Origin of the sequence: Lactobacillus agrestimuris, assembly GCF_943193025.1 — a bacterium.
Classification (GTDB): Bacteria; Bacillota; Bacilli; order Lactobacillales; family Lactobacillaceae; genus Lactobacillus; species Lactobacillus agrestimuris.
On sequence record NZ_CALPCQ010000001.1, the window covers coordinates 1 to 24,818 of the forward strand.

The 24,818-nt window shown below is 32.0% G+C and carries 23 protein-coding genes and 1 tRNA gene; 20 read left to right on the forward strand and 4 right to left on the reverse strand.

Annotated features, from left to right (window positions below; translation table 11 throughout):
• The first annotated feature begins 524 nt into the window (after window positions 1-524).
• From NFR82_RS00005 to NFR82_RS00020, 4 genes are all read left to right on the forward strand, one after another.
• On the forward strand, window positions 525-1,523 hold the full coding sequence (locus NFR82_RS00005) for a GHKL domain-containing protein (RefSeq protein WP_251716096.1): 999 nt from the start codon (window positions 525-527) through the stop codon (window positions 1,521-1,523).
• A 1-nt stretch (window position 1,524) separates the two neighbouring features.
• Window positions 1,525-2,304 carry a LytR/AlgR family response regulator transcription factor gene (locus NFR82_RS00010; protein ID WP_251716097.1) on the forward strand — a complete coding sequence of 260 codons (780 nt, stop codon included), beginning with the start codon at window positions 1,525-1,527 and terminating at the stop codon, window positions 2,302-2,304.
• Window positions 2,305-2,518: 214 nt separating this feature from the next.
• On the forward strand, window positions 2,519-3,160 hold the full coding sequence (locus tag NFR82_RS00015; RefSeq protein ID WP_251716098.1) for a hypothetical protein: 642 nt from the start codon (window positions 2,519-2,521) through the stop codon (window positions 3,158-3,160).
• Between the two features lie 91 nt (window positions 3,161-3,251).
• Window positions 3,252-3,569, forward strand: coding sequence for a bacteriocin immunity protein (locus NFR82_RS00020; protein ID WP_251716099.1), 318 nt, complete (start codon window positions 3,252-3,254; stop codon window positions 3,567-3,569).
• Window positions 3,570-3,745: 176 nt separating this feature from the next.
• On the opposite strand, the gene galE is transcribed toward NFR82_RS00020, so the two are convergent.
• Window positions 3,746-4,738 carry a UDP-glucose 4-epimerase GalE gene (gene galE / locus NFR82_RS00025; RefSeq protein WP_251716100.1) on the reverse strand — a complete coding sequence of 331 codons (993 nt, stop codon included), beginning with the start codon at window positions 4,736-4,738 and terminating at the stop codon, window positions 3,746-3,748.
• 162 nt (window positions 4,739-4,900) lie between these two features.
• Between galE and NFR82_RS00030 the strand changes: the two genes are divergently transcribed.
• The 14 genes from NFR82_RS00030 to NFR82_RS00095 all read left to right on the forward strand — a co-directional run bounded on the left by NFR82_RS00030 (window position 4,901) and on the right by NFR82_RS00095 (window position 17,795).
• Window positions 4,901-5,890, forward strand: coding sequence for a LacI family DNA-binding transcriptional regulator (locus NFR82_RS00030; protein ID WP_251716101.1), 990 nt, complete (start codon window positions 4,901-4,903; stop codon window positions 5,888-5,890).
• Window positions 5,891-6,026: 136 nt separating this feature from the next.
• Window positions 6,027-7,196, forward strand: a complete 1,170-nt coding sequence (locus NFR82_RS00035; protein WP_251716102.1) for a galactokinase — start codon at window positions 6,027-6,029, stop codon at window positions 7,194-7,196.
• A gap of 13 nt (window positions 7,197-7,209) precedes the next feature.
• Window positions 7,210-8,676, forward strand: coding sequence for a UDP-glucose--hexose-1-phosphate uridylyltransferase (locus NFR82_RS00040; protein ID WP_251716103.1), 1,467 nt, complete (start codon window positions 7,210-7,212; stop codon window positions 8,674-8,676).
• A 1-nt stretch (window position 8,677) separates the two neighbouring features.
• Complete coding sequence (locus NFR82_RS00045) at window positions 8,678-9,667, forward strand: aldose epimerase family protein (RefSeq protein ID WP_251716104.1); 990 nt, start codon at window positions 8,678-8,680, stop codon at window positions 9,665-9,667.
• A gap of 14 nt (window positions 9,668-9,681) precedes the next feature.
• Window positions 9,682-10,080, forward strand: coding sequence for an OsmC family protein (locus NFR82_RS00050; RefSeq protein ID WP_251716105.1), 399 nt, complete (start codon window positions 9,682-9,684; stop codon window positions 10,078-10,080).
• Between the two features lie 533 nt (window positions 10,081-10,613).
• Window positions 10,614-10,772 carry a hypothetical protein gene (locus NFR82_RS00055; protein ID WP_251716106.1) on the forward strand — a complete coding sequence of 53 codons (159 nt, stop codon included), beginning with the start codon at window positions 10,614-10,616 and terminating at the stop codon, window positions 10,770-10,772.
• Entirely contained in the window at window positions 10,745-12,181 is a 1,437-nt protein-coding gene (locus NFR82_RS00060) for a sensor histidine kinase (protein ID WP_251716107.1), read from the forward strand. The genes NFR82_RS00055 and NFR82_RS00060 overlap by 28 nt, the downstream gene beginning before the upstream one ends.
• Before the next feature lies 1 nt (window position 12,182).
• On the forward strand, window positions 12,183-13,001 hold the full coding sequence (locus NFR82_RS00065) for a LytR/AlgR family response regulator transcription factor (protein WP_251716108.1): 819 nt from the start codon (window positions 12,183-12,185) through the stop codon (window positions 12,999-13,001).
• Complete coding sequence (locus tag NFR82_RS00070) at window positions 12,985-15,150, forward strand: peptide cleavage/export ABC transporter (protein ID WP_251716109.1); 2,166 nt, start codon at window positions 12,985-12,987, stop codon at window positions 15,148-15,150. The genes NFR82_RS00065 and NFR82_RS00070 overlap by 17 nt, the downstream gene beginning before the upstream one ends.
• A 13-nt stretch (window positions 15,151-15,163) precedes the next feature.
• Window positions 15,164-15,802: an HlyD family efflux transporter periplasmic adaptor subunit gene (locus NFR82_RS00075; protein ID WP_251716110.1), complete on the forward strand. Its 639-nt coding sequence runs from the start codon at window positions 15,164-15,166 to the stop codon at window positions 15,800-15,802.
• Window positions 15,803-16,369: 567 nt separating this feature from the next.
• A complete protein-coding gene (locus NFR82_RS00080; protein ID WP_251716111.1) occupies window positions 16,370-16,507 on the forward strand; it encodes a hypothetical protein in 138 nt (45 codons plus the stop codon).
• A 54-nt stretch (window positions 16,508-16,561) separates the two neighbouring features.
• Window positions 16,562-16,729, forward strand: coding sequence for a hypothetical protein (locus NFR82_RS00085; RefSeq protein WP_251716112.1), 168 nt, complete (start codon window positions 16,562-16,564; stop codon window positions 16,727-16,729).
• Window positions 16,729-16,893, forward strand: a complete 165-nt coding sequence (locus NFR82_RS00090; protein WP_251716113.1) for a hypothetical protein — start codon at window positions 16,729-16,731, stop codon at window positions 16,891-16,893. Before NFR82_RS00085 ends, NFR82_RS00090 begins: the two co-directional genes overlap by 1 nt.
• A gap of 101 nt (window positions 16,894-16,994) precedes the next feature.
• Window positions 16,995-17,795, forward strand: coding sequence for a CPBP family intramembrane glutamic endopeptidase (locus NFR82_RS00095; RefSeq protein WP_251716114.1), 801 nt, complete (start codon window positions 16,995-16,997; stop codon window positions 17,793-17,795).
• Between the two features lie 491 nt (window positions 17,796-18,286).
• On the opposite strand, the gene NFR82_RS00100 is transcribed toward NFR82_RS00095, so the two are convergent.
• On the reverse strand, window positions 18,287-19,633 hold the full coding sequence (locus tag NFR82_RS00100) for a ClC family H(+)/Cl(-) exchange transporter (RefSeq protein WP_251716115.1): 1,347 nt from the start codon (window positions 19,631-19,633) through the stop codon (window positions 18,287-18,289).
• A gap of 373 nt (window positions 19,634-20,006) precedes the next feature.
• On the opposite strand from NFR82_RS00100, the gene pyrR reads away from it, so the two are divergent.
• The gene (pyrR, locus tag NFR82_RS00105; protein WP_251716116.1) at window positions 20,007-20,549 is read left to right on the forward strand and encodes a bifunctional pyr operon transcriptional regulator/uracil phosphoribosyltransferase PyrR; all 543 of its coding nucleotides are present in this window, start codon (window positions 20,007-20,009) and stop codon (window positions 20,547-20,549) included.
• A gap of 1,129 nt (window positions 20,550-21,678) precedes the next feature.
• Here pyrR and NFR82_RS00110 read toward each other — a convergent pair.
• On the reverse strand, window positions 21,679-24,060 hold the full coding sequence (locus tag NFR82_RS00110) for a Xaa-Pro dipeptidyl-peptidase (protein WP_251716117.1): 2,382 nt from the start codon (window positions 24,058-24,060) through the stop codon (window positions 21,679-21,681).
• 105 nt (window positions 24,061-24,165) lie between these two features.
• Window positions 24,166-24,522 (reverse strand): arsenate reductase family protein, encoded by a 357-nt coding sequence (locus tag NFR82_RS00115; RefSeq protein ID WP_251716118.1) that lies wholly within the window; start codon window positions 24,520-24,522, stop codon window positions 24,166-24,168.
• Window positions 24,523-24,672: 150 nt separating this feature from the next.
• Here NFR82_RS00115 and NFR82_RS00120 point away from each other — a divergent pair.
• Window positions 24,673-24,746 (forward strand) — tRNA-Arg (locus tag NFR82_RS00120).
• Window positions 24,747-24,818 lie beyond the last annotated feature (72 nt).

A 24,818-nucleotide genomic window follows, 5' to 3' on the forward strand; every position in this document is an offset into this window, starting at 1 on the left:
AGGAACTCCTTTTTCTAATGTTTAAAGAAATAAATTTAAGGAATCATTCATCCTTACACAAACTATTTTACAGTCTCTTGATTCTAGAAACAATATTACAAACTATATTTATTATTATTTCTATTTTACTTGATATTTTAATATTTGTAACGATAACGAATTCTTTAAAAAGTAGAGTTGACAAGATTATACTTACTCTTTTTACTCTAGTTTTTATTCTTTTAACCCTTATATGTACAATCTTTTTTGATAATTTCTATCCGCTTATAACTATATTTGAAATTTTAGGTTTATACATATATTTTGCAATAATAAGAGGCAATAACCAAAAACTTGTATTAGGATCTGCTATAGTTTTCAGCTTAGTTGATCTTATTTTTATGGTGCTTGAAATATTGGTGAGTTCAGTCTTTTCAATATTCAAATTAGATAATCAAATATATTTTTGGACCAGTGTATTTAATGTATTAACTTTATTTCTATTGTATAAATATAAGAAACAGATTAGGACATATCTTACAGATATGAATAGTTCAATATTTTTAGGAATTGTCATATATTTGTACATTTCGATGCAAGTAGTACTTTATTATCTTTATAGCGATCAAAAACCTACAGAAGTTATTCAAATTTCATTAGGGTTATTGATTTTACAAACTTTCTTTGCGGTTCTTGTTTATATAGGAATTGTACGTATTCAAAGGAACTTATTAACTGAGCAAGAGCAAAAACAACAAAAATTACAATTGAAATTAATGGAGACCAAAAAAGAAAATACTGAAATAAAGAATAGAGAACTAGCTTTAAAAGAAGAGCAACTACGTACTGAAAATGCACAATTAAGAGAATATTCTGAATATCTTGATAAAAATGAAGATGAACTTCGACATTTTAAGCATGATTATCAGAATCTTTTAAATGGTCTGAGAATTAGCGCAGAAAAAGGGGATACTGCCGCTGTTGTAAAGCAGCTAACTGAATATACAGATACTCAGTTTGATGAAAAGGCACTTCGTAAATATAAGGGTGTTAACCATGTTCATGTAGAAGAGTTAAAGAGTATTGCAATAGCTAAATTAGCAAAACTCTACAATGAAAAGATTCCTTATAGTTTTGGCTGTGAAGTAGAAATCAAGGATATTCCAAAATCTGTAAATATTTTGGATATAGTGCGAATTATTGGAATTACCTTTGATAATGCAATTGAGGAGAGTCACAAGCTGATTGAACACACTGGAGATACTGATAGTGCAAGAGTTGATGCGATGTACTATCAAGAAGATGGTAACTTTGAATTTAGAATTAGAAATAAGGTAGCACCAACTGAAGAACTAACACCGGAAACTATGAGCCAAGACGGCTATACAACTAAAAAAGATCATACTGGTATTGGCTTAGCAAATGTTGAACAAATAAGTGTTAAGTATGAACAATTTATGCTTATTAGCTACGGAATTAAGGATGGATGGTTTACTTTTGATCTAGAAATTATGCCAGATGAAGAAAAAGTGGAGGAAATTTAGAATGAAATATCCTGTTTTTATTTGTGATGATGATCCGTTACAAGTCAATGATATTGTTAAAATGATTGGAATGGCGGAAAAAATACTCTCTGATAATTTTGAAATTACATTTGATACAGTAACTGCCAATGACTTTAAAACTGCAAAAAAATATTTAAGGGATAATGTCGTTACTGGTGGAATCTATTTATTAGATGTTGAACTTGGTAAAGAAGTTGGTCAAAATAATGGCTTTGATTTAGCTGAGATAATCAAGAGCCAAGACAAAAAAGCGCAAGTTATTTTTATTACTACACATGCTGATCTATCTTTGATCTCTTTTGAAAGAAGACTTGGGCCAGTTGACTATATTGTAAAGCCAAGGGACGAAAATGATCATGATAGATTTAAACAAAGACTCGTTGCAACTTTAGAAGTATCAATTTCGAATATTAAAAATTTCGATTATACAGAAAAACTTACTTTCCATTATAAAGTTGGCAGACAAGTAAGAAATGTAAATATTGATGATATTATTTATATTTCTACGACTTCAACTCCACATAAATTGCTCATGGTAAATGTAAATGGACAGAATCAATTTTTTGGTAGTATCAATCAATATGCTAAGGAATCTTCAGCTTTGGTAAAAATTAGCCAATCTTGTTTGATAAACCCTAAAAATGTAGAGCTGGTTGATTTACCTAATTACAAAGTTACTTTTGTAAATGGTGATGTTGCTGAATTTTCTCAGTCGGCATACAAAACGATGCAACATTTATTTGATAAAATTAAATCTTAAAAATCGTAAGATATTGAAAATATCTTTAATTCAGATCATATTTGATGCATTTTGGAATCATATTTAAATTAGTAAAATAGATTTGATATTGAAACAGATCATTTTTGATGGAATGATTCCAAGTCATGCAATCCTGCTAGTATATTCTATGTAAGTTACGAATAGGTAGTTGAGTAAACTTATGTTAATTTATTAAAAGAAGGCTGTGTTTAAAATGAAGTTTCAAAAATTTATAACTGGTGCATTATTAGTAGCTGGTACAGTTGGTACCTTGGCTGTTGCACCTATGTCAGTAAATGCTGCAAGTAGTAAGACCACACCTGTTGCAGTTGTTAAAAATGATGTTAGTCTAACAAGAGAAGGCTATATCATGCGAATTATTAACAGCAGTAAGGCTTCTAAGATTTATGTTGGTAAGTCAAACTACAACAAGCTAGTTAAGAATGCAATCCCTGCTAAGGGCGCAAGAAGCATCAGTCCTAAAAACGTTCAAAAGATCAAGTTTAGAGTTGAAAAAGTTCTTGATGTTAAAGGTCGTGGAGCTGGTGCACCAGTATATTTAGTTGCTTCAAAAGATAAGAAATATTCTAGTTGGACAACTCAATCTGGCTTGCAATATTATTATCTAAATAGCAAATCTATGCGTGGTGTAACTAAACCACTTAAGAGAATTGCTAATAGATTGAACACTAACCTTAAGAGAGCAGACAATAAGCGTGACTTTAACGCAGCAATGAAAGCTGCTAAGAAGTTGCATGGCAATCAAAGAAGTTTCGTTTTACGTTCATTAAACCAATTAAAGAAGGATGGTTCTATGAATGTAGAAGGAAAGAACTTATTGTTGTTCGGTTTGTAAAAGTGGAGGATGGGTACAAGCACCTGAAAATGACCATTGGACAGGTTTTAAGTATAATGGACAAAAAGTTAAAATAATAAGAGGTACTGATATGTTTGGTAAAAATAAAAATTCAGAACTTTCTCAAGATATAATGACCTTTAAAAATGCGCTTGAAGAAGTGCGCTTTACGCCTGAAGTTGAACATGATACAGAATTAATTAAAATGTTTGATGAGGCTATTGATAAAGCAGAAAATGGGGAAGCAGTTCAAACTATTTATGCCAGACTATATTATCAAATTATTCAATATATTCAAACCCATCACTTTAAAGCTCCTAAACCAGTTAGTGATTTTATTCATGGAACTACTGCAAGTGTAACAAGTGGCTTAACTTCAGTTCCTGTTTCTTGGAATACAGTTCATTAGAAGAAATAAAAAAAGAAACTTATAAGTTATTCGATTTGTAAGATAATATAAAAATAAAACTCAGAAATTTACCAATGTTAGATAAGACATTGCTAAGTTCCTGAGTTTTTATATTCAACAAAAAAACCAAATCAAAATGATTCGGTTCTTAAAAATATGTATTTTATTTATTTGTTTTACTTATCTTCATAACCATTTGGATGGGTTTGGTGCCACTTCCAAGCAGTTTCGATAACTTCATTTACATTTTCATGCTTTGGCTTCCAACCTAAAATAGTTCTAGCCTTAGTTGAATCGGCAACTAAACTATCAGGGTCACCGCCACGTCTTGGACCCATAGTGAATGGAATATCAATTCCAGTAACGTCCTTAGCAGCATTCAAGATTTCTAAGTTTGAGTAACCTTGAGCAGTACCTAAGTTGAAGACATCTGACTCGTTAGTTTCCATTAAGTGCTTAAGTGCAAGAATGTGAGCATCGATTAGGTCTTCTACTTGAACGTAGTCACGTACGTTTGTACCATCTTTAGTATCATAGTCATCACCAAAAATAGTGAAGTTACCATCACCTGAAATTGCACTCTTTAAAATATTAGGAATAAGGTGAGTTTCAGGGGCGTGGTCTTCACCGATTGTACCATCGCTTGAAGCACCAGCAACGTTGAAGTAACGAAGTGCAGTCCATTTAATGCCGTCAGCCTTGTCAGCCCAAGCCATGATCTTTTCCATCATCATCTTAGTTTCACCGTATGGGTTGATTGGGTTAAGTGGAGTGTCTTCAGTAATTGGTAATTTCTTTGGAATACCATAAGTTGCGGCACTTGATGAGAAGATGAGGTACTTTACGCCAGCGTCATTCATTGCTTCAAGAAGGCTAATCATACCAGAAACATTGTTGTCGTAGTATTTAAGTGGCTTCTTAACTGATTCTGGAACAAGTGAATAAGCAGCGAAGTGCATTACAGCGTCGATCTTTTCATCACGTAAAATCTTTGATACGAGGAAAGTATCTTCAATATCACCTTGATAAAATTTTGCCTTTGGATCAACAGCCTTTCTGTGACCAGTGTAGAGTGAGTCGAGAACTACAACATCTTCTCCATCTTTTACTAATTGCTTAACAGCGTGTGAACCGATATAGCCCGCACCACCGATAACTAAAACACGCATATTTTTACTCCTTTTTTGAATTCTTTATTTGAAACCGATTTCATTTTAACATTGAAGTTATGCTTAGTAAATAGTTTTACCAAAAATAGTAAATGCTTTATTAAACACTACTTTTATGTATAATATCTTTAGTAATTATAATATATTAGAAAAGAAATTTATATGGTAACTATTAAGGAAATTGCAGAGAAAGCAGGATATTCGGCGGCTACGGTCTCACGTCTTTTAAATAACGATCCAAAATTATCTGTTAGTCAAACTACAAAAAATAAGATAATCAAAGTAGCTCATGAGTTAGGCTATTTTGAGCAGAAACGAGTAAATATTAAGCCGAATATTGCATTATTATATCGAGTTAATGGAAATGAACATTTACAAGATGAATATTTTGCATTTTTGAAAAATTCAATTAAACAAACGGCTAGGAAAGAATCTATTGAATTAGATACCTTTACCGAGGCTGAAGAATTGTTAAAAAGTGCTGAATCTTATCAAGGATTTATTGGTGTGGGGACAGGTAAACTTACATATTCAACTCTTAAGAAACTAAAAAAAGTTCTTCCAAATGGTGTCTTTATTGATATAAACCCGGCTCCAAAGTTATTTGATTCAGTTCAGCCAAACTTATCTTTGACCATTCAAGATGCACTAGATCGAATAAGTAAAAAAGGTTATCAAACGGTAGGCTATATAGGGGCAGAGAGTTTTACTCTAGATGGTAAATCACAAAGGGATATACGTGAAATAACTTTTAGTGAGTATAGTAAGTTGAAGAACTTTAAAGAAATAAAAGTATTTTCATCAGGTATTGTAAGTGTGGAAAATGGTCGTAAGTTAGCAGAACAAGCGATAAATGATTGTAAAAAATTACCAAAAGCGTTTGTAATTGCATCAGATACTTTAAGTGTTGGGGTTTTACAAGTTTTTAACGAACATGGAATTAAAGTACCGCAAGATACTGCAATCATAAGTATTAATAATAGTGACGTGTCACAATACGTATCACCACCACTTTCAACTTATAATATTGATCAAAATGCTATGGCACAAATTGCATTCGATACTTTACAAAGTAAAATTAATCATCCGGATCGGCCAACTATTCATTTAACAATGAATACGGAGCTAGTAATTAGAAAAAGTTTTGAATAAAGAGGGTATCCTCTTTATTTTTTTGTTTTAAAGTAAAAAATATTAATGTTATTAGTAAATATATTTACTAAATAAATAAAAAGTAATATACTTATTTATAAAAACGATTACAAAAATTTCGGATGAGGAATTAGCAATGAATAAAGAGGAATTACTTAAAGAATATAAAAATGTTTATGGTGAAGATGCAAAAGACGTCTTCTTCTCACCAGGCAGAATTAATGTAATTGGTGAGCACACTGATTATAATGGCGGTCATGTCTTTCCTGCAGCAATCAGTTTAGGTGTCTACGGTGTTTATGGTCCAAGAGAAGATAACAAAGTTAGACTTTACTCAGGAAATGTAGACGGTGACATCGTTGAATTTGATTTAGATGACTCAAGCGTTGAAAAAGATGACCGCTTCTGGACCAACTACTTCAAAGGGATGCTAACTTACCTTAAAGAAAGAGCAGATGGAGATAAGATTAATCATGGCTTTAACTTATACATCAAAGCAACACTTCCATCAGGTTCTGGTCTTTCTAGTTCGGCCGCAATTGAAATGCTTATGGGAATTATCTTGAAAGATGAATTTAATTTAGATGTTGATCGCGTAACCTTAGCAAAGCTGGGTCAAAAAACAGAGAATGAATTCGTTGGACTTAATTCGGGTATCATGGATCAATTTGCCTGCATTATGGGTAAGAAGGATAATGCAATTTTCCTTGATACCAACACAATGGAATATGAATATAAGCCATTAAAGCTTGGCGAATACGAAATCATCATCATGTCTACTAATAAGGAACATACATTAGCTGATTCGGCTTATAATGATCGAGTTCGTGAATGTCATGATGCGCTAACTAAATTGCAAACCAAATTAAATATCAAAGCTCTTGGTGAGTTAGATGAAGAAAGCTTTGATGAATATTCATACTTAATTAATGATGAAACCGAAATTAGGCGTGCACGCCATGCTGTATTTGAAAATCAAAGAACGCTTCATGCCACTAAGGCAATGGAAGATGCAGATCTTGAAAAATTAGGCCGCTTAATTAACGCTTCACATGTTTCACTTCATTATGACTACGAAGTAACTGGTAAAGAACTTGATACTCTAGCTGAAGCTGCTTGGAAGCAAGACGGTGTTCTTGGTGCCAGAATGATCGGTGGCGGTTTCGGAGGAAGTGCCATTGCAATTGTTAAGAAGGATAAGGCTGAAGAATTTAAGAAGAACGTCGGTAAGATTTATCGCAATAAGATTGGTTATGACGCAAGTTTCTATGATGCAGAGATCGTAGATGGAACGAAGAGAATTTAACTAGGAGATAAAAATGAAAGTTATTGAAAAGTTTACTGAAGATGTCATTGAAAATGGCAGCTATCAGCCACTTGATCGTGTCTATGTAGTTAATAAAATCAAAGCTTTAGTTGGTGATGAAGATGAAGAATTAACCGAAGAAAAACCAGTAAAGCAATTAGTTGAAATGGCTGTACGTAATAAGAAAATTGCAGATGATATTACTTCAAGAGAAGTCTTAAATGATCAACTTTATGATTTGGCAACACCAATACCCTCGAAAACAAATGAAATTTTCTGGCAAAAGATGGAAAAATCTTCTAAAGAAGCCACCGATTGGTTTTACAAGCTTTGCGAAGATAATGACTATGTAAAAAAAGAAGCCATTGCCAAAAATATTGAATTTTCAGGTAAATTTGATGAAGGGCATGAGCTAGAAATCACGATTAATTTGTCAAAGCCTGAAAAAGATCCTAAAGCAATTGCCGCGGCTGCTAAAGCAACCGGCAAGAAATATCCTCAATGTGCACTTTGTCTAGAAAATGAGGGCTATATTGGTGGCTATGGTAAAAATGCTCGTTCCAACTTACGCATTATTCGAATGAACGTTGGTGGTCGTGCTTGGGGATTCCAATATTCCCCATATGCTTATTTCAATGAACATTGTATTTTTCTTGATCAAAAGCATATTCCAATGGTTATCAATCAGCAAACTTTAATTAACTTAGTTGAAATTGAAAAGCAAATTCCAGAGTATTTTGTTGGATCAAATGCTGATTTACCTATCGTTGGTGGGTCAATGTTAGCACATGAACACTATCAAGGTGGTAAGCATGTTTTTCCAATGATGAAGGCCAAAATTAAGAAGTCAGTTAAATTTGACGATTATCCTGATGTTGAGGCTGGTATTGTTGACTGGCCAATGAGTGATTTGAGATTGATCAGTAAAAATTCACTTGATTTGATTGATCTTGGTACTAAAATTATTAATTTCTGGAATCATTATTCAGATGAAGCACTTAACATAAGGGCATTTGAGGGTGAGATAAGACACCATACAGTAACTCCAATTATGCACCGTGATGGTGAGAAGTTTGTTCTTGATCTTGTTCTTCGTGATAACAATACTAGTGACAAATATCCACTGGGTATTTTCCATCCGCACCAAGAACTATGGCATATTAAGAAGGAAAATATTGGCTTAATTGAAGTTATGGGTAGAGCAATCTTACCAGGTCGACTTAAGAATGAACTTGAAGAAGTTAAGAAGTACTTACTCGATCAAGATAATGAAATAGCTGAAAGTCACGTAGAATGGGCAGATAAGATTAAGAGTCAAAATAAGATCACTAAAGAAAATGTTGATCAAATTCTTGATCAAAGCTTAGTTGAAGTTTTTGAAAAAGTTCTTCAATGTGCCGGCGTCTTCAAGCAAGATGAAGCTGGAGATAAAGGATGGGAACGTTTCATTAGTGCTTTAGTTGAAAAAGTAGGCAAATAAAATGAAGACATCTTTTATTAAATATGAACGAAAAGATGGTCATGATCTGTGTGAAATAAGCTTAGAAAATGATCAAGGTATGACAGTTAAGCTTCTAAATTATGGAGCAACTCTTGAAAAGGTAGTCATGTCAGATGGAAAAAATATGGTTATGTCCCTTGAATCTCCAATTGATTATTCAAAAGAGAGAAACTTTTTAGGTGGTACTGTTGGAAGAATTTGTGGTCGTGTCAAAGATGGGGAATGGAAACACGGAAATGAAATTTTCCAATTACTAAAAAATGATGGTGAAAATCATATCCATGGTGGAAATGGTATTGATACGAGAGTTTGGAATTTTAGACCCTTTACAAAGGATGATAAAATTGGAGTGATCTTCACTCTATTTGATCCTGATGGTGCAAATGGATTTCCAGGTGATTTGAAAATTAAAGCAGTATATGAATTAGATAATCAAAATAATTTATCTTATAAGTTGACTGCCTTAAGCGATAAATTGACAATTTTCAATCCTGCTAACCACACATATTTCACTTTAGGAGATAGAGCGGAGAATCTTGAATTGAAGCTTGCTGCAGACTATTACTTACCGGTTGGTGAAGATGGGTTGCCAGATCATGGGATGCAGGAGGTAGCTAATAAAGCCTTTGATTTTAGAAACTTTAAGAAAGTTAAAAGGGCATTGAATTCAAATGATCCGCAGATTAACTTGAGAAATGGTCTCGATCATCCGTTTATTCTAAATGGTAATAAACCAGCAGCAATTTTAAGAAGTGCTGATCATGAAATGGTTATGACAACAAATGCACCAGCTTTGGTGATTTATACAGGTAATCATTTTAATCATACCGGTAGTGCAAGTAATGTTGGTCAATATGACGGAATTACATTGGAAGCACAAGAGGCACCCTCTGCAAGTAATGATCTTGATGCAATTACCTTGCTTCCTGGTGAAAAATATAAACGCAAGATTAATTGGAATTTTAAATAGATAGAGGTTGGTTAATGACAGAATACATAGTGAAATCACATGTTGGAGATAAGGAATGGCAGGTTTTTAATCAGACTGGTGATTTAGAATTTATTAGTGATGAAAATCAAACTGCTCCTAATCCTGTTGAATACTTAACTGGAGCCGTTAATTCATGTATTTCTATCTCAGCGGCAATGATTATTAAAGTTCATAGATTAGATGTAAAAAACTTTAGGCTTGAAAATCAGGCTATTACTGAAAAATTAGGTCATGGAAAATCGATTGTATCTACAATGGAAATTAAAGTTTCTTTTGATAGTGAATCCATGGACGACAAGCAAAGACAAGATTTTTTGGACCATGTTTTACATGTTTCAACTGTTTATCAAAGTGTAAAAGATGCTTTGAATATTAAAGTAAAACTAGCTTAAAATGCAGAATTAATTAAGGCTTGATTCCGTATGCTTTCGGAGTTAGGATTTTTAATGGCTCTTTGTCGAATTCTGTTGATGAAGAATCAAAGATGAGGATTAAGCAATTTAATAATTACTTAATCCTCATCTTTGATTTTGTTATCTTCGAGTCTGATTCTGGCTAAGAGATTAAGGAAGTGCCTCAAATTGAAAATCCTGATGTTAATCATGCTTTTAGAAAATATGAGTTAAATGATGCAGAATATGATGAAATACTTTTTGCTGTTTAAAATAGCGTAGGCTTTTTTCATAGTTTTTTTAAGTAAAAGAAAATTTATACAGAATTACCTATTTTATTTTAAAGAAAATTGTTAATGGAAGATCAAAGACTAGACACACATCTTTAAAAATAGTTTGGTGGAGGGTCCTTTTTAAATAAAAATGCGTAATATGATCAAAATAGTGCTGAATATGACGATTTTGAAAATAAAATTGAATGCATAGTAATATTGATATGTAAAGATTAACAAATTGAAAGGATGTTTTATATTATGAAGAACTTGAATGAAAAGAAATTAGTTGAAGTTAAAGGTGGATTTTTAGGTGGATTAATTGATCCAAATGAAAGCTTTTTTTACCTTAGAGATTTAAAAAGCGATAAAAAACATGAAAATCGTTTTAATTGGAAGAGAATTTTTGGATTAAAGTAAAAATGCTGTTTCAGGCTTTATTTTCTCCTATAGTTGATTTATATATTTTTTATAGGGTGTCAGGTTGGAAACTTAAGAGAAGAGATTATATTTTTTCAGTAATCTTCATTGGAATATGTGTTTTCCTTGGGAGTCTGACACAAATAGATGATTTTTTCATAGATATTATTCAAGCAATTTTAGTATTTCTTTTTTCCTATTTTGTAAGAAAAGAGAAAAAAGCCAAGTTAATTATTGGATTGATCTCATTTTTTGAATTATTGGATCTCTTTATGACAATTAGTGTTGAAATATTGCTGCTATTTTTTGATATTAAATTCAGCAGTATTATTTTTATCTTTTTGTTAATAGATTTTTTAGTTGTATGCATAATCCAAAAGTATTATTTAAGAGTCCGTGAATTTTTAAATGATCGAAATAGTTCAATTTTTATTGGATTGATTTTATATGTTTATTTTTCAAGTGCTATTGTTTACTTGTTAGCATTGCAAAATAAACGTATAACAATATTATTTGAAATATCTTTAAGTTTATTAATACTTCAGATAACTTTCTCTATATTTGCTTATTCGACGGCAGTTAATATTCAAAAGAAACTTTTAACCGAGCAAGAGCAAAAAGAACAAAGGCTCAAACTTAAACTAGCAAATGCAGATAGAAAAGCAAAAGAAGCAGAGAATAGAGAACTTGTTCTTAAACAGCAGGAATTAAAGTCCGAAATGCGACAGTTGCAAGAATATTCGAGCTATCTTGATAAAAATGAAGACGATCTTCGACGCTTCAAGCATGATTATCAAAATATATTAAATAGTCTGAAAGTTAGTGCTCAGGACGGGGATACAAAAAAAGTAATCAAAATGCTGGATCAGTATACAAATACTCAGTTTGATCAGAAAGCACTTCGAAAATATAAGGGTGTAAATCATATTCATGAAAAGAATTTAAAAAGTATTGCAATTGCTAAGATATCTAAATTATATAGTTTGGATTTGAATTATAGTTTTGATTGTGAGCAGAACATTTATCAAGTTCCTGGAAAAATTGATATTTTAGATTTGGTTAGAATTATTGGAATCACGTTTGATAATGCGGCTGAGGAGAGCATGGCATTAATTAGGGAAACGAATGATCCTAACACTGCACAAATAGATGCCATGTATTATCAAGAGAATGGTGATTTTGAATTTCAAATCCGTAACCGAGTTCGCAAAGATACTGTAGCGACGGATAAAATGAGTCAAAAGAACTTTACCACTAAGAAACATCATATGGGTATTGGTTTAGCTAATGTAAAGGAAATTACCCATAAGTATGAAGATACGATTATCGTTAACTATTACGTTGATAATGGTTGGTTTAACTTCGACTTAACGATATTATCTGATGAAGAAAGAGAGATAACAGATTAAAATGAAATATCCAGTTTTTATTTGCGATGATGATCAGGATCAAATTGAACAAACTAAAAAAATTCTTGGTGCGGCTGAGATGATCCTTTCGGATGATGAAGAGGTAGAATTTTCAATTGCCACAGCTAAAAATTATATGGATGCTATTACCTATTTGAAAGATCACAAGCTAGATGGTGGTATTTATTTTTTAGATGTCGAATTAGGTGGTGACACTGAAAATGATACCGGTTTTGATTTGGCTTCTTTAATTAAGAAGAATGACGAACGTGCACAGATAATTTTTGTTACTAGTCATGCTGATTTATCTTTAATCACATTTAGAAGGCGTTTAGGTCCAATAGATTATATCGTAAAAACATCTGATTTAGATAAGCTTAGACGAATGATGGTTAAGACGGTTGAGATAGCTATTTATAACTTACACAAGTTTAATTATATGAAAAAAATGACTTTTTCATATAAGATTGGTCGACAGACTAGGAATGTAAATATCGATGACATTATTTATATTTCTACGACTGTTACTCCACATAAATTATTGATGATTTTGACAACAGGAGAAATGCAACTTTTAGGTAGCATTAATCAATATGCTCAAGAAAATCCGCTACTTGAGAAGATTAATCAGTCATGTTTAGTAAATCCTAAGAATATTAAGTCGATTGATTTGAAGCAACATCGTGTATCGTTTATTAACGGGGATGTTGAAGATTTTTCACGTACTAGTGTAAAAAGAATGAAAGATTTATTGGCTGAGTATAATTATAAAACTGAAAAGCTAGCTAAGAAGGAAGAAGAAAATGGTAGTCTCACTTAGATATAAATCAATTTATGTTCCACAAATTGATGAAACAGATTGTGGTGCAGCATGTTTAGCAATGATTTTAAAGAACTATCATTCTCGAGTATCCATAGCACGTTTGCGTCATATTGCTAAAACAAATACTGAGGGAACTACTGCGTTAGGTTTAGTTAAAACTGCCGAAAAATTTGACATGAATGTTCAAGCGGTTAAAGCAGATATGTCCTTATTTGATATAAGTGATATTCAATATCCTTTTATTGTTCATGTAATAAAAGACGGAGGAATACTGCACTACTACGTAGTTCTTAAAAGTACTAAAAGAAAGATAATTGTTGCTGATCCTGATCCTACCAGTGGGATTAAGAAAATGTCTAGAGAGTCATTTGAAAAAGAATGGACTGGGATTACTTTATTAATGACCCCTAAAGTGGACTTTAAGCCTGTAAAAGAAAAAAAGAATGATTTGTTGTCTCTTTTTCCGTATATGTTTAAGCAGAAAAAATTGGTTAGAAATATCATATTAGCTGCTTTATTGATGACTTTGATTAGTATTTGCAGTTCGTACTTTGTACAGGGGTTGATTGACACTTATATTCCTAATGGTACATTTACAACTTTATCAATCTTAGCTATTGGGTTATTGATTGCATATGTCTTTAACTCAATTTTTTTATATGGACAACAATTTTTATTAAATGTCTTAGGTCAGCGGCTATCAATTGATCTTAATTTGCGGTATATTAGACATATTTTTGAGTTACCAATGGAATTTTTTACTACTAGAAAAACAGGAGAAATTACTTCACGTTTTTCTGATGCAAGTAGGATTATTGATGCCCTAGCAAGTACTGTAATCTCATTGTTCCTAGATCTTTCTATTGTGATTTTGATGGGTATTATCTTGGCAGTTCAAAGCATGACATTATTTTTTATTACATTAGCTTCATTACCATTCTATATAATTGTGATTTTTTGGTTTTCTAAACGCTTTGAAAAATTAAATAATGACCAGATGGAAAGTAATGCAGTAGTTAGTTCATCAATTATTGAAGATATTCAAGGAATTGAAACAATTAAAGCACTTAACAGTGAGCAAGTTCGATATCAAAAGATTGATAGTCAATTTGTGGATTATCTGAGAAAGTCGTTTAAATATAATAAAACAGAAGCTTTTCAGACAGTTTTGAAATCTTTTATTAGATTATCGTTGAATGTCATTATTCTTTGGGTGGGTGCTAGTATTGTAATACATAACCAGATGTCTATTGGTGAATTGATGGCATTTAATGCGTTATTATCGTATTTTGTTGATCCATTACAAAATATTATTAACCTACAACCTAAGCTTCAAGCTGCAAATGTGGCTCAAAATCGTTTAAATGAAGTTTATATAGTTAAAAGTGAATTTAAAAATAAAACTTCAGTTAATAGTATTCGTGATTTAAATGGAAAAATTAATTTCTCACATGTTAATTACCGTTATGGATATGGTGAAGATGTTTTAAAAGATATTAACTTGACTATCAATGATAATGAAAAAATAACTATTGTAGGGATGAGTGGATCTGGTAAGTCAACTTTGGTTAAGCTATTGGTTGATTTCTTTAGTCCAATAAAAGGTAAAGTAACTTTTAATAATTATTCAACTAAAGAGATAAATAAGCACGTTCTACGTTCATATGTAAATTATGTTCCACAAACTCCTTATGTTTTTGCAGGTACTATTAAAGAAAATCTTATATTAGGAAGTCGTTCTAATATAACGGAAGAAGATATAGACGAAGCATGTCAAATTGCAGAAATAAAAAATGATATTGAGAAGCTACCATTAGGACTTGATACTCAATTGGATGAGAATGCTAAAATTTTATCAGGGGGACAAAAGCAAAGACTAACGATTGCTAGAGCACTTCTTTCACCATCTAAAGTGTTGATTTTTGATGAAGCAACAAGTGGATTAGATACAATCACGGAGAAAAAGGTAGTTGATAATTTAATAAGCCTAAAGGATAAGACTGTAATTTTTATTGCGCATCGTTTGGCTGTTGCGAAAAGAACGGATAATATTGTGGTCTTGAATCAAGGAAAAATTGTGGAGCAGGGGAATCATGACGAATTGATTGCAAAACAAGGTTATTATTATGATTTGGTAAGAAGTTAGGAGATAGTCTGAAATGAATAATCAAAATCTGGAAAGTAGTAAGTTTTATTCATATAAGTTTCGTAACTTTTCAGCAATGATAATTTTACCAGCATTTATTTTAGTAATTTTATTATTTATAGGTTCCTTTTTTGCTGTGCATGAGAATGTAGTTAATAGTATAGGTGTTGTTACACCAGATTATGTTGTTCCTTTGAAAAATAATGAGTATAAAGAAGGACAAAAAATTTCAAAAGGTACTACTATTACTTTGGCTGATAACAAAAAGAGATTGATAAAAAATAATATCATAGTACATTTAGATGCTGAAAATATTGTTGCTATGCCCGATATTAAAGATAAAAGTATTCTTAAAATAGTAACCTACATTCCAGATGATGAAGTAGCTACTCTTGCTAGTGGACAAAAAATTCGATTTCAAGTTAAAAATAGGCAGGGAGTACTTACAATACTCAATGGTAAAGTTATTAGCATAGGTACATATCCAGTGCAACAGAAAGGTATTAATGTTTTTAAAGTAGATGCTTTAATTAAGACAACTAAGTCTAAGAGAAAGTTTTTACGATATGGGACACAAGGAAAAGTGACCATCATTACCGGCAGAATTAGTTATTTTAATTATATTAAATCAGAGGTATTAAATTCTAAGTAGATTAATGGGAACAATAATTATTGAAGTTATTGTTCTTTTTTATTGTCAAAGTAGTGCTATTAAATTTAGAATTACAACCGAATCTTATTCATATGTTATCAAATTATGGCGATAATGTGGAAGTAAGACTAAGCTCGCTAGAAGTATACATATAAGTTGATTGGCCTCTTGAGATACTAAGTGAGGCAAGATTAAATTGCTGAAGTGTAATATTATTAAGAATTTTGGAAAAGTAATGTTAGGATGTACTTTACTTTCACCAGTGTCAGAAAAATGGAAAGTACAGAAAAGGCTATATCGGTAAAAATGAAAAGAATAGTAGAGAACAGTATATTCGAGAAGGACGTACTTTATCTAAAAGTAAATTAGATAAACGGTGACTTTTTTATATAGGGACCAGTTTTTAGTCAAATTGTGTAGTATGACAAAATTTGACGCATATGTTGTCAATTTAGGATGATTGCGTGGAGAAGAAGCTATTCCTGTTAGAATTATATATGTAAGTTGATGAGACGCTTAGAACTACTAAGCGAGGCAGGCTTAAAAATTTATTGGAGGTATATAATTTTGACTAATACAATTACATTTACGCAATTGAATTCAGATCAATTAGTTAATATCGTAGGTGGTAGTAAAAGACATCATCCATGGTATTGGTCAATTGAACAATTTGGCCAAGGCTTTTTAAGTGGTTTAACTAGTTAGTTATAGGTAAAAAGATACTGTTGTTAGAAAGTTGCTAGAAAGTTGAGGAGAAAAATGAATAATAATTTTGAAATGGTTAGTGTTAAAGAATTGAAAAGTATTGAAGGTGGACGTCGAGGTCATTCATCAGCTTGGAATTACGGTTATCAAACTGCCAAGGGAATTAAGGGTGGCGTAGTTGCTTATAACATTTTAAAAACTGTAGTTGAGGTTTTTGGTTAATGATAAAAAATAAAACAAGCATTACATTTGGTATTGCAAATACATTACTTTTAGTCAGTTTTATTTGGCATCCCAAAACCAATTTCGGTAAACTTGTTTTTGCGGTCATGTTTGTAATGATTTTAGTATTGTTTATTATAGATGCTATTGAAGCTAATCATTAGAATTGTATATATAAAAATCCAATTTTGATTATAGATCAAAACTGGATTTTTGTTATATCACTATTTCATAAAACATTAGATATCAAAAAATGGGTGAACTTATGGAAAATAAATATTATTTGGCAATAGCTGATGAAGTTGAACTAGATCATAAGGATAATGTGAAGAAAACGATAATTGGATTAATCATACTGGAAGTAATGCTTCAGCTATGTTATCAACTTTACCCAGTTTTATTGAGTTTATTGAGTAAAAATTGTCGCGTTATAGTAATGGCCATCTTAGTTACATTTTTTGTTGCGGTTACAAAACATTTTAGTTTCACTACTAGGGTATTTAACAAGCAAGTAAAACCACTAGACAAATGGTTAATAAAGATTACTTTGATTATTTTGGTATTGAAAGTGTTGTTGGATTTAATCAATGTTAGTTCAGTGTTTAAATTACCAATACATCAAGTTGTTGTAATTGGCTTAGCAGCCCTAATTGCCGCGGTTTGTGAAGAATTCATGTTTAGGGGGATTCTCTTCGATATTTTCTTGTTAATCTTTCGTAAAAGCAAGTTTAATATTTTCTGGACAGCTATAACAAGCTCTGCCTTGTTCAGTTTATCTCACTTGATTAATTTAACCCATCAACCTCTTATTTCAACCCTAGGTCAAATAATAATTACATTTCTTTTAGGCTTGATTTTTAGTTATTTGCATATATGGACCAATGGGTTGACGTGGTGTATAATTTTCCACTTTTTTCAAGATTTTTCTCCACAGTTAGCAAAATCAGATTTAGGTAATCCTCATATTGTCGGGGTAATGATAATGAATGTTCCAGTAATAATTGTTATGCTAATCTGTATTTATGCTTTCAATACCAGATATTTGAAGTTGAATAATAGTAAGTAAAAATATTTATTGCCAACACCAAGGCTCTTTGTCAAATACCCTAAAGTATGAAGGTATATAGAAACAATCAATTTGATCAGACGTAAATTCTTCATGCCTTTGCATAATATGAAAGTGGTATATAGACATCACTGAATTTCATCTACATTACAAGAAGCTTTAGAAAAAATTGAAGATAAAATTTTTGATTTACCGCATAAAACAGTATTATATGTTACTCATGTATACAGTAATAAACTCATCAACAAGGCAGATCAAATTATTCAATTCTAGTAAAAATACAATTTTTATATCAATAGTATTAAGTTTATATACGGAAGGCTTTTCTCGAGCAAAGAAGATATGATTGTTAAATTTTAAAACATGGGATTAATTAGGGCCTGAATTCGATTGAATATCGAATTCAGGCCTTTTCTTCTTTATTAAATTTAGACATAGAAAAAGACCTAAAAGTATTTCACTTTTAGGTCTCACTACAGAATCGACTTTTTTTAATCCTTTAAAGGTTTAAAGTTCATTTGAATTCTAAGTGCTTCATAAATTGGTTTACCACCAAGGAGATCAAGAACGTAATATGCGACAAAAGTTGTTATGATCATTGGTAATACTTGTTCAACGCTGCCAACCATTTCAGTAATTAAGATTACAGCAGTAAATGGAGCCTTTTCAATTGCGCCAAAGTATGCAGCCATTGAGATAACAACTATATGTGGATAATAATCTGGACTTAATAAATTAGAATGGATGAAAATACTTGCGAATAGTACTCCAAGTGACGTTCCTAATACTAAGATTGGCATAAAGATACCACCAGGAACTGATGCTCCGTATGAAATCATAGAAAATAAGAATCTAATCAAAAATACAATTAATGGGACCATTAAGAAAGTCCATGCACCCATATTAATATGAGTATCCGCACTGCGATTTACTAAATCGTTGATTAAAACATGTGAGCCACCAAGCATATGCGCATCCCAAAGTCCAACTGGAATAATTAATATGAAAGCAATTATACTGTGATATTTCGACGGGATTAACTTTATCTTACTATATAGTGGTTTAAGGCTTAATAATGCATATTGGTAAACATAAGCAAGTAATCCAAGGATAATTCCAATAATTGGTAAAAGCCAGTATGATTGAAGTGGTAAATGATTTCTAATAGGTAGGTATAGACACGGTGTAGTACCAAAGAATAAAACTGTAACAAAGTCAGCTGAAAAACTCGCAGCTAATGCTGAAAGAACATTGTGTGGTTTAAATTCGAAGGTAATTTCTTCAACAAGAAAAAAGACACCAGATAAAGGTGCACTAAAGGCTGCCGAAAGACCAGCTGCTACACCACTTTCTTGTAAAATTCTAATTTCTTCTTTGTCACCATGAAAAATTTCTTCCCCAAGTCCTTGACCGATCATTGATCCCATTTGGATACATGGGCCTTCACGTCCAAGCATTAATCCAGGACAAATTGATAGCAAACCACCAACAAATTTTCTCCAAAGGATTGCCCACCAAGGCATTTTGTTTTCATTAATAAAAATTGCTTCGATTTGTGGTACACCTGAACCAGTTAATTCATTCAAATAGGGACCAATTATTTTTCCTAATACTAAAGTAATCAAAACCATTAATATTATATAAGGAATCATTAGCCAAGGATTATTGGCCATTTGCGGATAAATGTTGTACAAAATTTGCATTGTATGATCAATTATCCAACGGAAAATACTTACAACGAGGCCAGTTATTAAACCGACAGCGATTCCTCTGGCTAGAGTGAAGGTCAATTTAGAAGCAAAACCTTGTCCAAGTATTTGATTTGCTTTTTTGATCATTTTAAAATCTCCTAAATATTTTATATGTATATATATCGTATCATTTTTGAAATAAAAAAAGACAGTCAAAATGACTGCTTCAAGGAGATTTATCTTATTATTTCCAATTCCAAGGATCCCAAATTTTGATTCTTCAAAATATGGATGTTAAAGATATTAATCAATTAGTTGGCAAGGTTGAATTTAATTAAAACTATTGACAAAAACCAAAGGCATGATTATCATTTAATCGATCAAGTACAACTTTTAAATTAGTCCCGTGAGGCTAGCAAAGTGATTCGTTTAAAGTTTAATAATGATTAACTTTACAGAGAAGCTCCTAGTCTAACCAGATTCAGGAGTTTTTTTCATAGGGCAAGTACAGGAGGTAAAAATGGCTAAGCAAATTTGGGATGAACTCGCAATGAAGAGAGCACTAACTAGAATTACTTATGAAATTATTGAACATAATAAAGGTACACAAGATTTAGTTCTTGTCGGAATTAAAACTCGTGGTGTTTATCTTGCTCAAAGAATTCATGATCGAATCAAAGAGCTTGAAGGAGTTGATGTGCCTTTAGGTGAACTTGATATTACTCTTTATCGTGATGATCGTCATGATGCAAGTTTAAAGCAAGATCCAGTTATCAATTCTGAACAAGTTGGAGCTGAGATTAATGATAAGAATGTCGTTTTAATCGATGATGTAATTTACACCGGTCGAACAATTAGAGCGGCCATGGATGCCCTAATGGATCAAGGCCGCCCAAGAACAATTAGTGTTGCTGCTTTGGTTGACCGTGGTCACCGTGAATTACCAATTAAAGCTGACTTTGTTGGCAAAAATATTCCTACATCAACTGATGAACAAGTTGCTGTTAAGATGAAAGAAATAGATAAAGTTGATGAAGTAATACTTAACTCGCTTCAAAAATAGATACTTATCAACCTTTTAATTGGCTCCAGAGAGGGCCAGAACGGTTTTCATACGCAATTGCCGAAGCCTGGGGTCTAATAGACTTCAGGCTTTTTTATTAAGTAAATTAAAATGATCAGACTTAAAAATTTTGCAGCTAGCTTTATTAAGCGAGTGGAATCCATACTAGTTTTAAAATAAACAAAAGGAACTAAGTTAAACTTAGTTCCTTTTTCATATTTGTTATTAGCAGAAATAGTTAATTAATAATTAACCGCTATATAAAATAGACGTGTTTAGATGTTACATTTAGATAGAACCACGCTATAGTCATTCAGTATATTATTTATTTGCTGATAAATAAAAGTATTATTAGATCATAGTTGTTTCAAATAGTGAGATAAATGAATAGTTTTGCTTCAAAACAACTTTCTTCAATTAAATGAAGGTGGGTAACACACCCAATAAACTAATAAACAGTATTTCGTAATATGTAGTGAATCAAAATAAATAGACATTATCGAAACTATTGTCGTTTAATAAATGCAAATATGCTTCATTTCCCATATATTGTTTATGAAATAAGTAGCTAGTAGTGTTTTTGGTATATTTAGCTACTTATGTCCTATATGGTAATGTACTACTATTATACGACAAAATTTGTTAAAGGTATACTAATAAGTTTAGTATATTAGTTAAAAAAACAGACCAATAAAAAAAGATTAGAAAAATGATTATATAACATGGTTTACATTAAAAAATAGCAAAAAATATGCTGATATGCTTACATATTAGATACATAAAGATGACAATATAACTTTAAATAACATGCGAAATATTGAAATATGTCAGTTGAATTTGTTAGAATACTCTTAGTTTTAATATATTGATTATATGAGAGAGTAATAGATGAGGCGTATGAATGTTGACTGAATCAGAAATAACGAATTTATTAAATAAGAAACGAACGAAATCATTAGTTAGTTTAATTAAAATTTATAGGGCATCAAATTTTGATGATCAATCAATCAAACAACAGGTTATGTCAATTTATGGACGCTCGTTTAATAATAATGAATTAACGTATTTAATTGAAAAAATTAAGTAAAAAAAGAAGCAGCGAACTTCAAATCCGCTGCTTCTTTTGTTTTTATTTTTGATAAAACTTAATTTCAGTCGCTGCAAGATCAACTGTATAAGTTTCATCTTCGAGTGGCCTCTTAGTCATGCCTTGGTCAGTTGAATAAATAATTAAGGCTAATTTTGAACCAACAGGCATTGTGTAATATGTTGGTTGAAGTTTGAAACTTAGATCGACAAATTGATCTGCTTCGATTTTACTTGGCTTTTTCAGATCTTCAAAGTTTTGTAGATTCATATGTGCTTTGGTAATCAGTTTTGCGTGAGTCAATTTGTCTGGAACAAATTCTTGTAGTGTATCAGTTCCAAAACGATATCCAAGTTCTTGACCATTTCTCATTAAGAATTTTGGAGTAGGGGTAAGCCGTTTACGATCTGCAAGTTCTACTAACGCTACTGATAATTGACCCTTAGGAAGTGAACCACTTACTCTCACTTTAACTTCGGGTCTGCCAACAATTGTGGTTGGATGAATAAATTCACTGGTAGTGTAACGTAAACTTGCCTTGGCCCATTTTTGATCACCACAAATGAATTTATATTGCCAATCTTCTTCAGAGATTTTTGCTTTTTTAAATTCTTTACCACCATGATCAACGAAACTTTGCTTTTCTTTACCGTTTCCATCTTTATGTAATTCATGGTCGTCTGTTGGATAGTAGGTAACTGCTTGTCCTAAGTCATCTGACCAGTCTTTTTCTTCATGCCATTTATCTGCATATAGATTGTCTTGAATCATTGCAGTTGGCCATTGTTCATATGCATTGTTTTCTACACCAAGTAATTCATGAACAAACCAAAGATTCATTAAATCGGTAAAGTCGATTGAAACAAAGTTATTCATATTGTAGTGAGGTCCTTGATGAAGGAAAAGGTGATGCTTAATTGGTAAGTTCTTAACTTTCTGCCAAATCTTGTAAACATTCTTAGGCTTTACATTCCAATCGTTTAGACCATGAACGCTGATCCATGAACATTTGATTCCGTTAGTGTGGTGACGGTAGTTTCTGGCTTCCCAATAATCAGAATATTGTCCAGTTGTCCGATCTTCCTTTGTGAAAAGATCTTTTTGCATTGCGTCATATTTTGGTTTGATTTTAAGATATGATCCTGCATCCCATAAGTTTGACTGACAAGTTTCTGCTAATAGATCTAAATCTTCTCCCTGACAAGCTTCAGGAGCAATTACCAGTCCATGTTCACGATAATAGTCATACCAAGAAGAAATTGCGGCTTCAGAAACTACAGTTTTAAGGCCGGCCACGCCAGTGGTTGCAACGGCAATTTGTAAAGTTCCCAAGTAGGATCTACCAGTCATACCAATGTTTCCGTTACACCAAGAAGCCTTAGTTTCATGTTTACGAGTACGATCAGTATAAGCAATTCGATCACCGTGAAGCCATTCGATAACTTCTTTTGCTGATTCAGTTTCTTCAGGTGCTCCAGTAATTCTAAGCCCATCACTTCCACGTGTTCCGATTCCGCCAGCAAAGACACTTGCAAATCCACGTGCCAAAAGGTATTCATTTAAAGGATATGAAGATTTGTGAACAGCTTCTTCAGTTGAAGGGCGATCTTCATTTCCAGGTTTTTGAGCCTTAACTTCAGGACTTGCTACATATTTAGGATCAGTCCATTTAGTGGCATCAGTCAAGTTTTCGTCAACATTATGGTTTCGTTTTTCATTTGCAATAATACCACCGAAGTAAGGACTAGCAGTATATAAAGCTGGGACTTTTAAGCCGTTATTACTTTCAACTGGGCGAAAGACAGTAACTTGGATTAAATCACTTTGACCATCTTGATCAGTATCAAGATCTGTTTCCACATAAACAACTTCGCGGATGACCTTTTCGGTATTAAATACGGGGAGTGCTTTTCCATTGAAATACATAAATTGATTTTGACCCCAGAATTGAGTGAAATAGCCCTTAGAGGCCATTACATCAATCAATAGTTGACCGTTCTTAGTTCGAGTATTAAGAAGACGATAAAATGCAGAAATTAATCTTCGGATATCATTAATGTCCTTTACTACAGGAAGGGCATTCTTTTCCATAAAGCCAGTTGGATTATCAAGTTGGTAGTCGTAATGTACATGATAACCAATTAATTGCAAGGCAACATTATAGAATTGGTTAGTTCCAATACTTTCAGGCTTTTTCGCCAAAAATTCTGTAAAAGTTTCTTGATCAGAAACCGCAAATTCACTGAGTTTAGCAGTTTTTGCTTCGTCACTTTTAGCTTCTGCAATAACATTTTTTACTAATTTTCCAAGTAGATCATAAAAGGTCCAATCTTGGAAGTTCTGTGGTAAAAAATTGATACTTCTTAATTCTTTGACTTTTTGATCAAAATCGGTCTGAACATAAGCATATTGATTATATTTCATGTCTACACTCCTTATTAATAAAATTTTAATTGTCTTTAGTTTACTAGTTTTCGAGGCATTAGGAAATAGTGAACAAGTGATATTTAATTAATTTGCTTTAATCGTTTATAACCAGGTTTCTTCATAGACATTTTCTTTAAAACCGCAGGTTAGTTTATTGCCTTCAACTACGAGTGGCCGCTTAATTAATTTTCCATCTTTTGACATTAAATCCGCTGCTTCTTCAATTGTCATAGTAGGAATTTTATCCTTGAGTTTTTGCTCGCGGTAGTGTTGACCACTTGTATTGAAAAAATATTTAAGACCGCGATCTTGGTGAGCGGTTATCCATTTGATGAGTTCATCCTTTTTAGGTGGAAGTTCAACTAAATCTTGAAAATCATACTTGACGTTATGATCATCCAACCATTTTTGAGCTTTTTTAGAAGTAGAGCAGCGTTTGTATCCATAAAATTTAATCATGTTGATTTCCTTTCGAGTTTTTTGATTCTGTTTTACTACCTATATTTTAAACGATTCAAAAATTAATTTAAGAAAAATAAATTTTTACTTGCTTTTTCTTTGGAGATTCCATATAATAATTTATGTTCTGTTAAGGATACAAACATACATGGTCTGGTAGCTCAGCTGGATAGAGCAACAGTCTTCTAAACTGTGGGTCGTGGGTTCGAATCTCACCCGGATCATTATTTTTACTTTTAGCAAGGTTTAATCACCTTGCTTTTTTTGTGTAAAAATTTATGACTACTGAATCTTTT

What these genes read in the sequence shown, in the direction of transcription:
- NFR82_RS00115 (WP_251716118.1), bottom strand. Translation starts at nt 24,522, where the DNA reads ATGATTAAATTTTATGGATACAAACGCTGCTCTACTTCTAAAAAAGCT.
- NFR82_RS00035 (WP_251716102.1), top strand. Translation starts at nt 6,027, where the DNA reads ATGAATAAAGAGGAATTACTTAAAGAATATAAAAATGTTTATGGTGAA.
- NFR82_RS00020 (WP_251716099.1), top strand. Translation starts at nt 3,252, where the DNA reads ATGTTTGGTAAAAATAAAAATTCAGAACTTTCTCAAGATATAATGACC.
- NFR82_RS00015 (WP_251716098.1), top strand. Translation starts at nt 2,519, where the DNA reads ATGAAGTTTCAAAAATTTATAACTGGTGCATTATTAGTAGCTGGTACA.
- NFR82_RS00065 (WP_251716108.1), top strand. Translation starts at nt 12,183, where the DNA reads ATGAAATATCCAGTTTTTATTTGCGATGATGATCAGGATCAAATTGAA.
- NFR82_RS00085 (WP_251716112.1), top strand. Translation starts at nt 16,562, where the DNA reads ATGAATAATAATTTTGAAATGGTTAGTGTTAAAGAATTGAAAAGTATT.
- NFR82_RS00055 (WP_251716106.1), top strand. Translation starts at nt 10,614, where the DNA reads ATGAAGAACTTGAATGAAAAGAAATTAGTTGAAGTTAAAGGTGGATTT.
- NFR82_RS00005 (WP_251716096.1), top strand. Translation starts at nt 525, where the DNA reads ATGAATAGTTCAATATTTTTAGGAATTGTCATATATTTGTACATTTCG.
- NFR82_RS00075 (WP_251716110.1), top strand. Translation starts at nt 15,164, where the DNA reads ATGAATAATCAAAATCTGGAAAGTAGTAAGTTTTATTCATATAAGTTT.
- NFR82_RS00095 (WP_251716114.1), top strand. Translation starts at nt 16,995, where the DNA reads ATGGAAAATAAATATTATTTGGCAATAGCTGATGAAGTTGAACTAGAT.
- NFR82_RS00045 (WP_251716104.1), top strand. Translation starts at nt 8,678, where the DNA reads ATGAAGACATCTTTTATTAAATATGAACGAAAAGATGGTCATGATCTG.
- NFR82_RS00110 (WP_251716117.1), bottom strand. Translation starts at nt 24,060, where the DNA reads ATGAAATATAATCAATATGCTTATGTTCAGACCGATTTTGATCAAAAA.
- NFR82_RS00070 (WP_251716109.1), top strand. Translation starts at nt 12,985, where the DNA reads ATGGTAGTCTCACTTAGATATAAATCAATTTATGTTCCACAAATTGAT.
- NFR82_RS00100 (WP_251716115.1), bottom strand. Translation starts at nt 19,633, where the DNA reads ATGATCAAAAAAGCAAATCAAATACTTGGACAAGGTTTTGCTTCTAAA.
- NFR82_RS00090 (WP_251716113.1), top strand. Translation starts at nt 16,729, where the DNA reads ATGATAAAAAATAAAACAAGCATTACATTTGGTATTGCAAATACATTA.
- NFR82_RS00010 (WP_251716097.1), top strand. Translation starts at nt 1,525, where the DNA reads ATGAAATATCCTGTTTTTATTTGTGATGATGATCCGTTACAAGTCAAT.
- galE (WP_251716100.1), bottom strand. Translation starts at nt 4,738, where the DNA reads ATGCGTGTTTTAGTTATCGGTGGTGCGGGCTATATCGGTTCACACGCT.
- NFR82_RS00030 (WP_251716101.1), top strand. Translation starts at nt 4,901, where the DNA reads ATGGTAACTATTAAGGAAATTGCAGAGAAAGCAGGATATTCGGCGGCT.
- NFR82_RS00040 (WP_251716103.1), top strand. Translation starts at nt 7,210, where the DNA reads ATGAAAGTTATTGAAAAGTTTACTGAAGATGTCATTGAAAATGGCAGC.
- NFR82_RS00050 (WP_251716105.1), top strand. Translation starts at nt 9,682, where the DNA reads ATGACAGAATACATAGTGAAATCACATGTTGGAGATAAGGAATGGCAG.
- pyrR (WP_251716116.1), top strand. Translation starts at nt 20,007, where the DNA reads ATGGCTAAGCAAATTTGGGATGAACTCGCAATGAAGAGAGCACTAACT.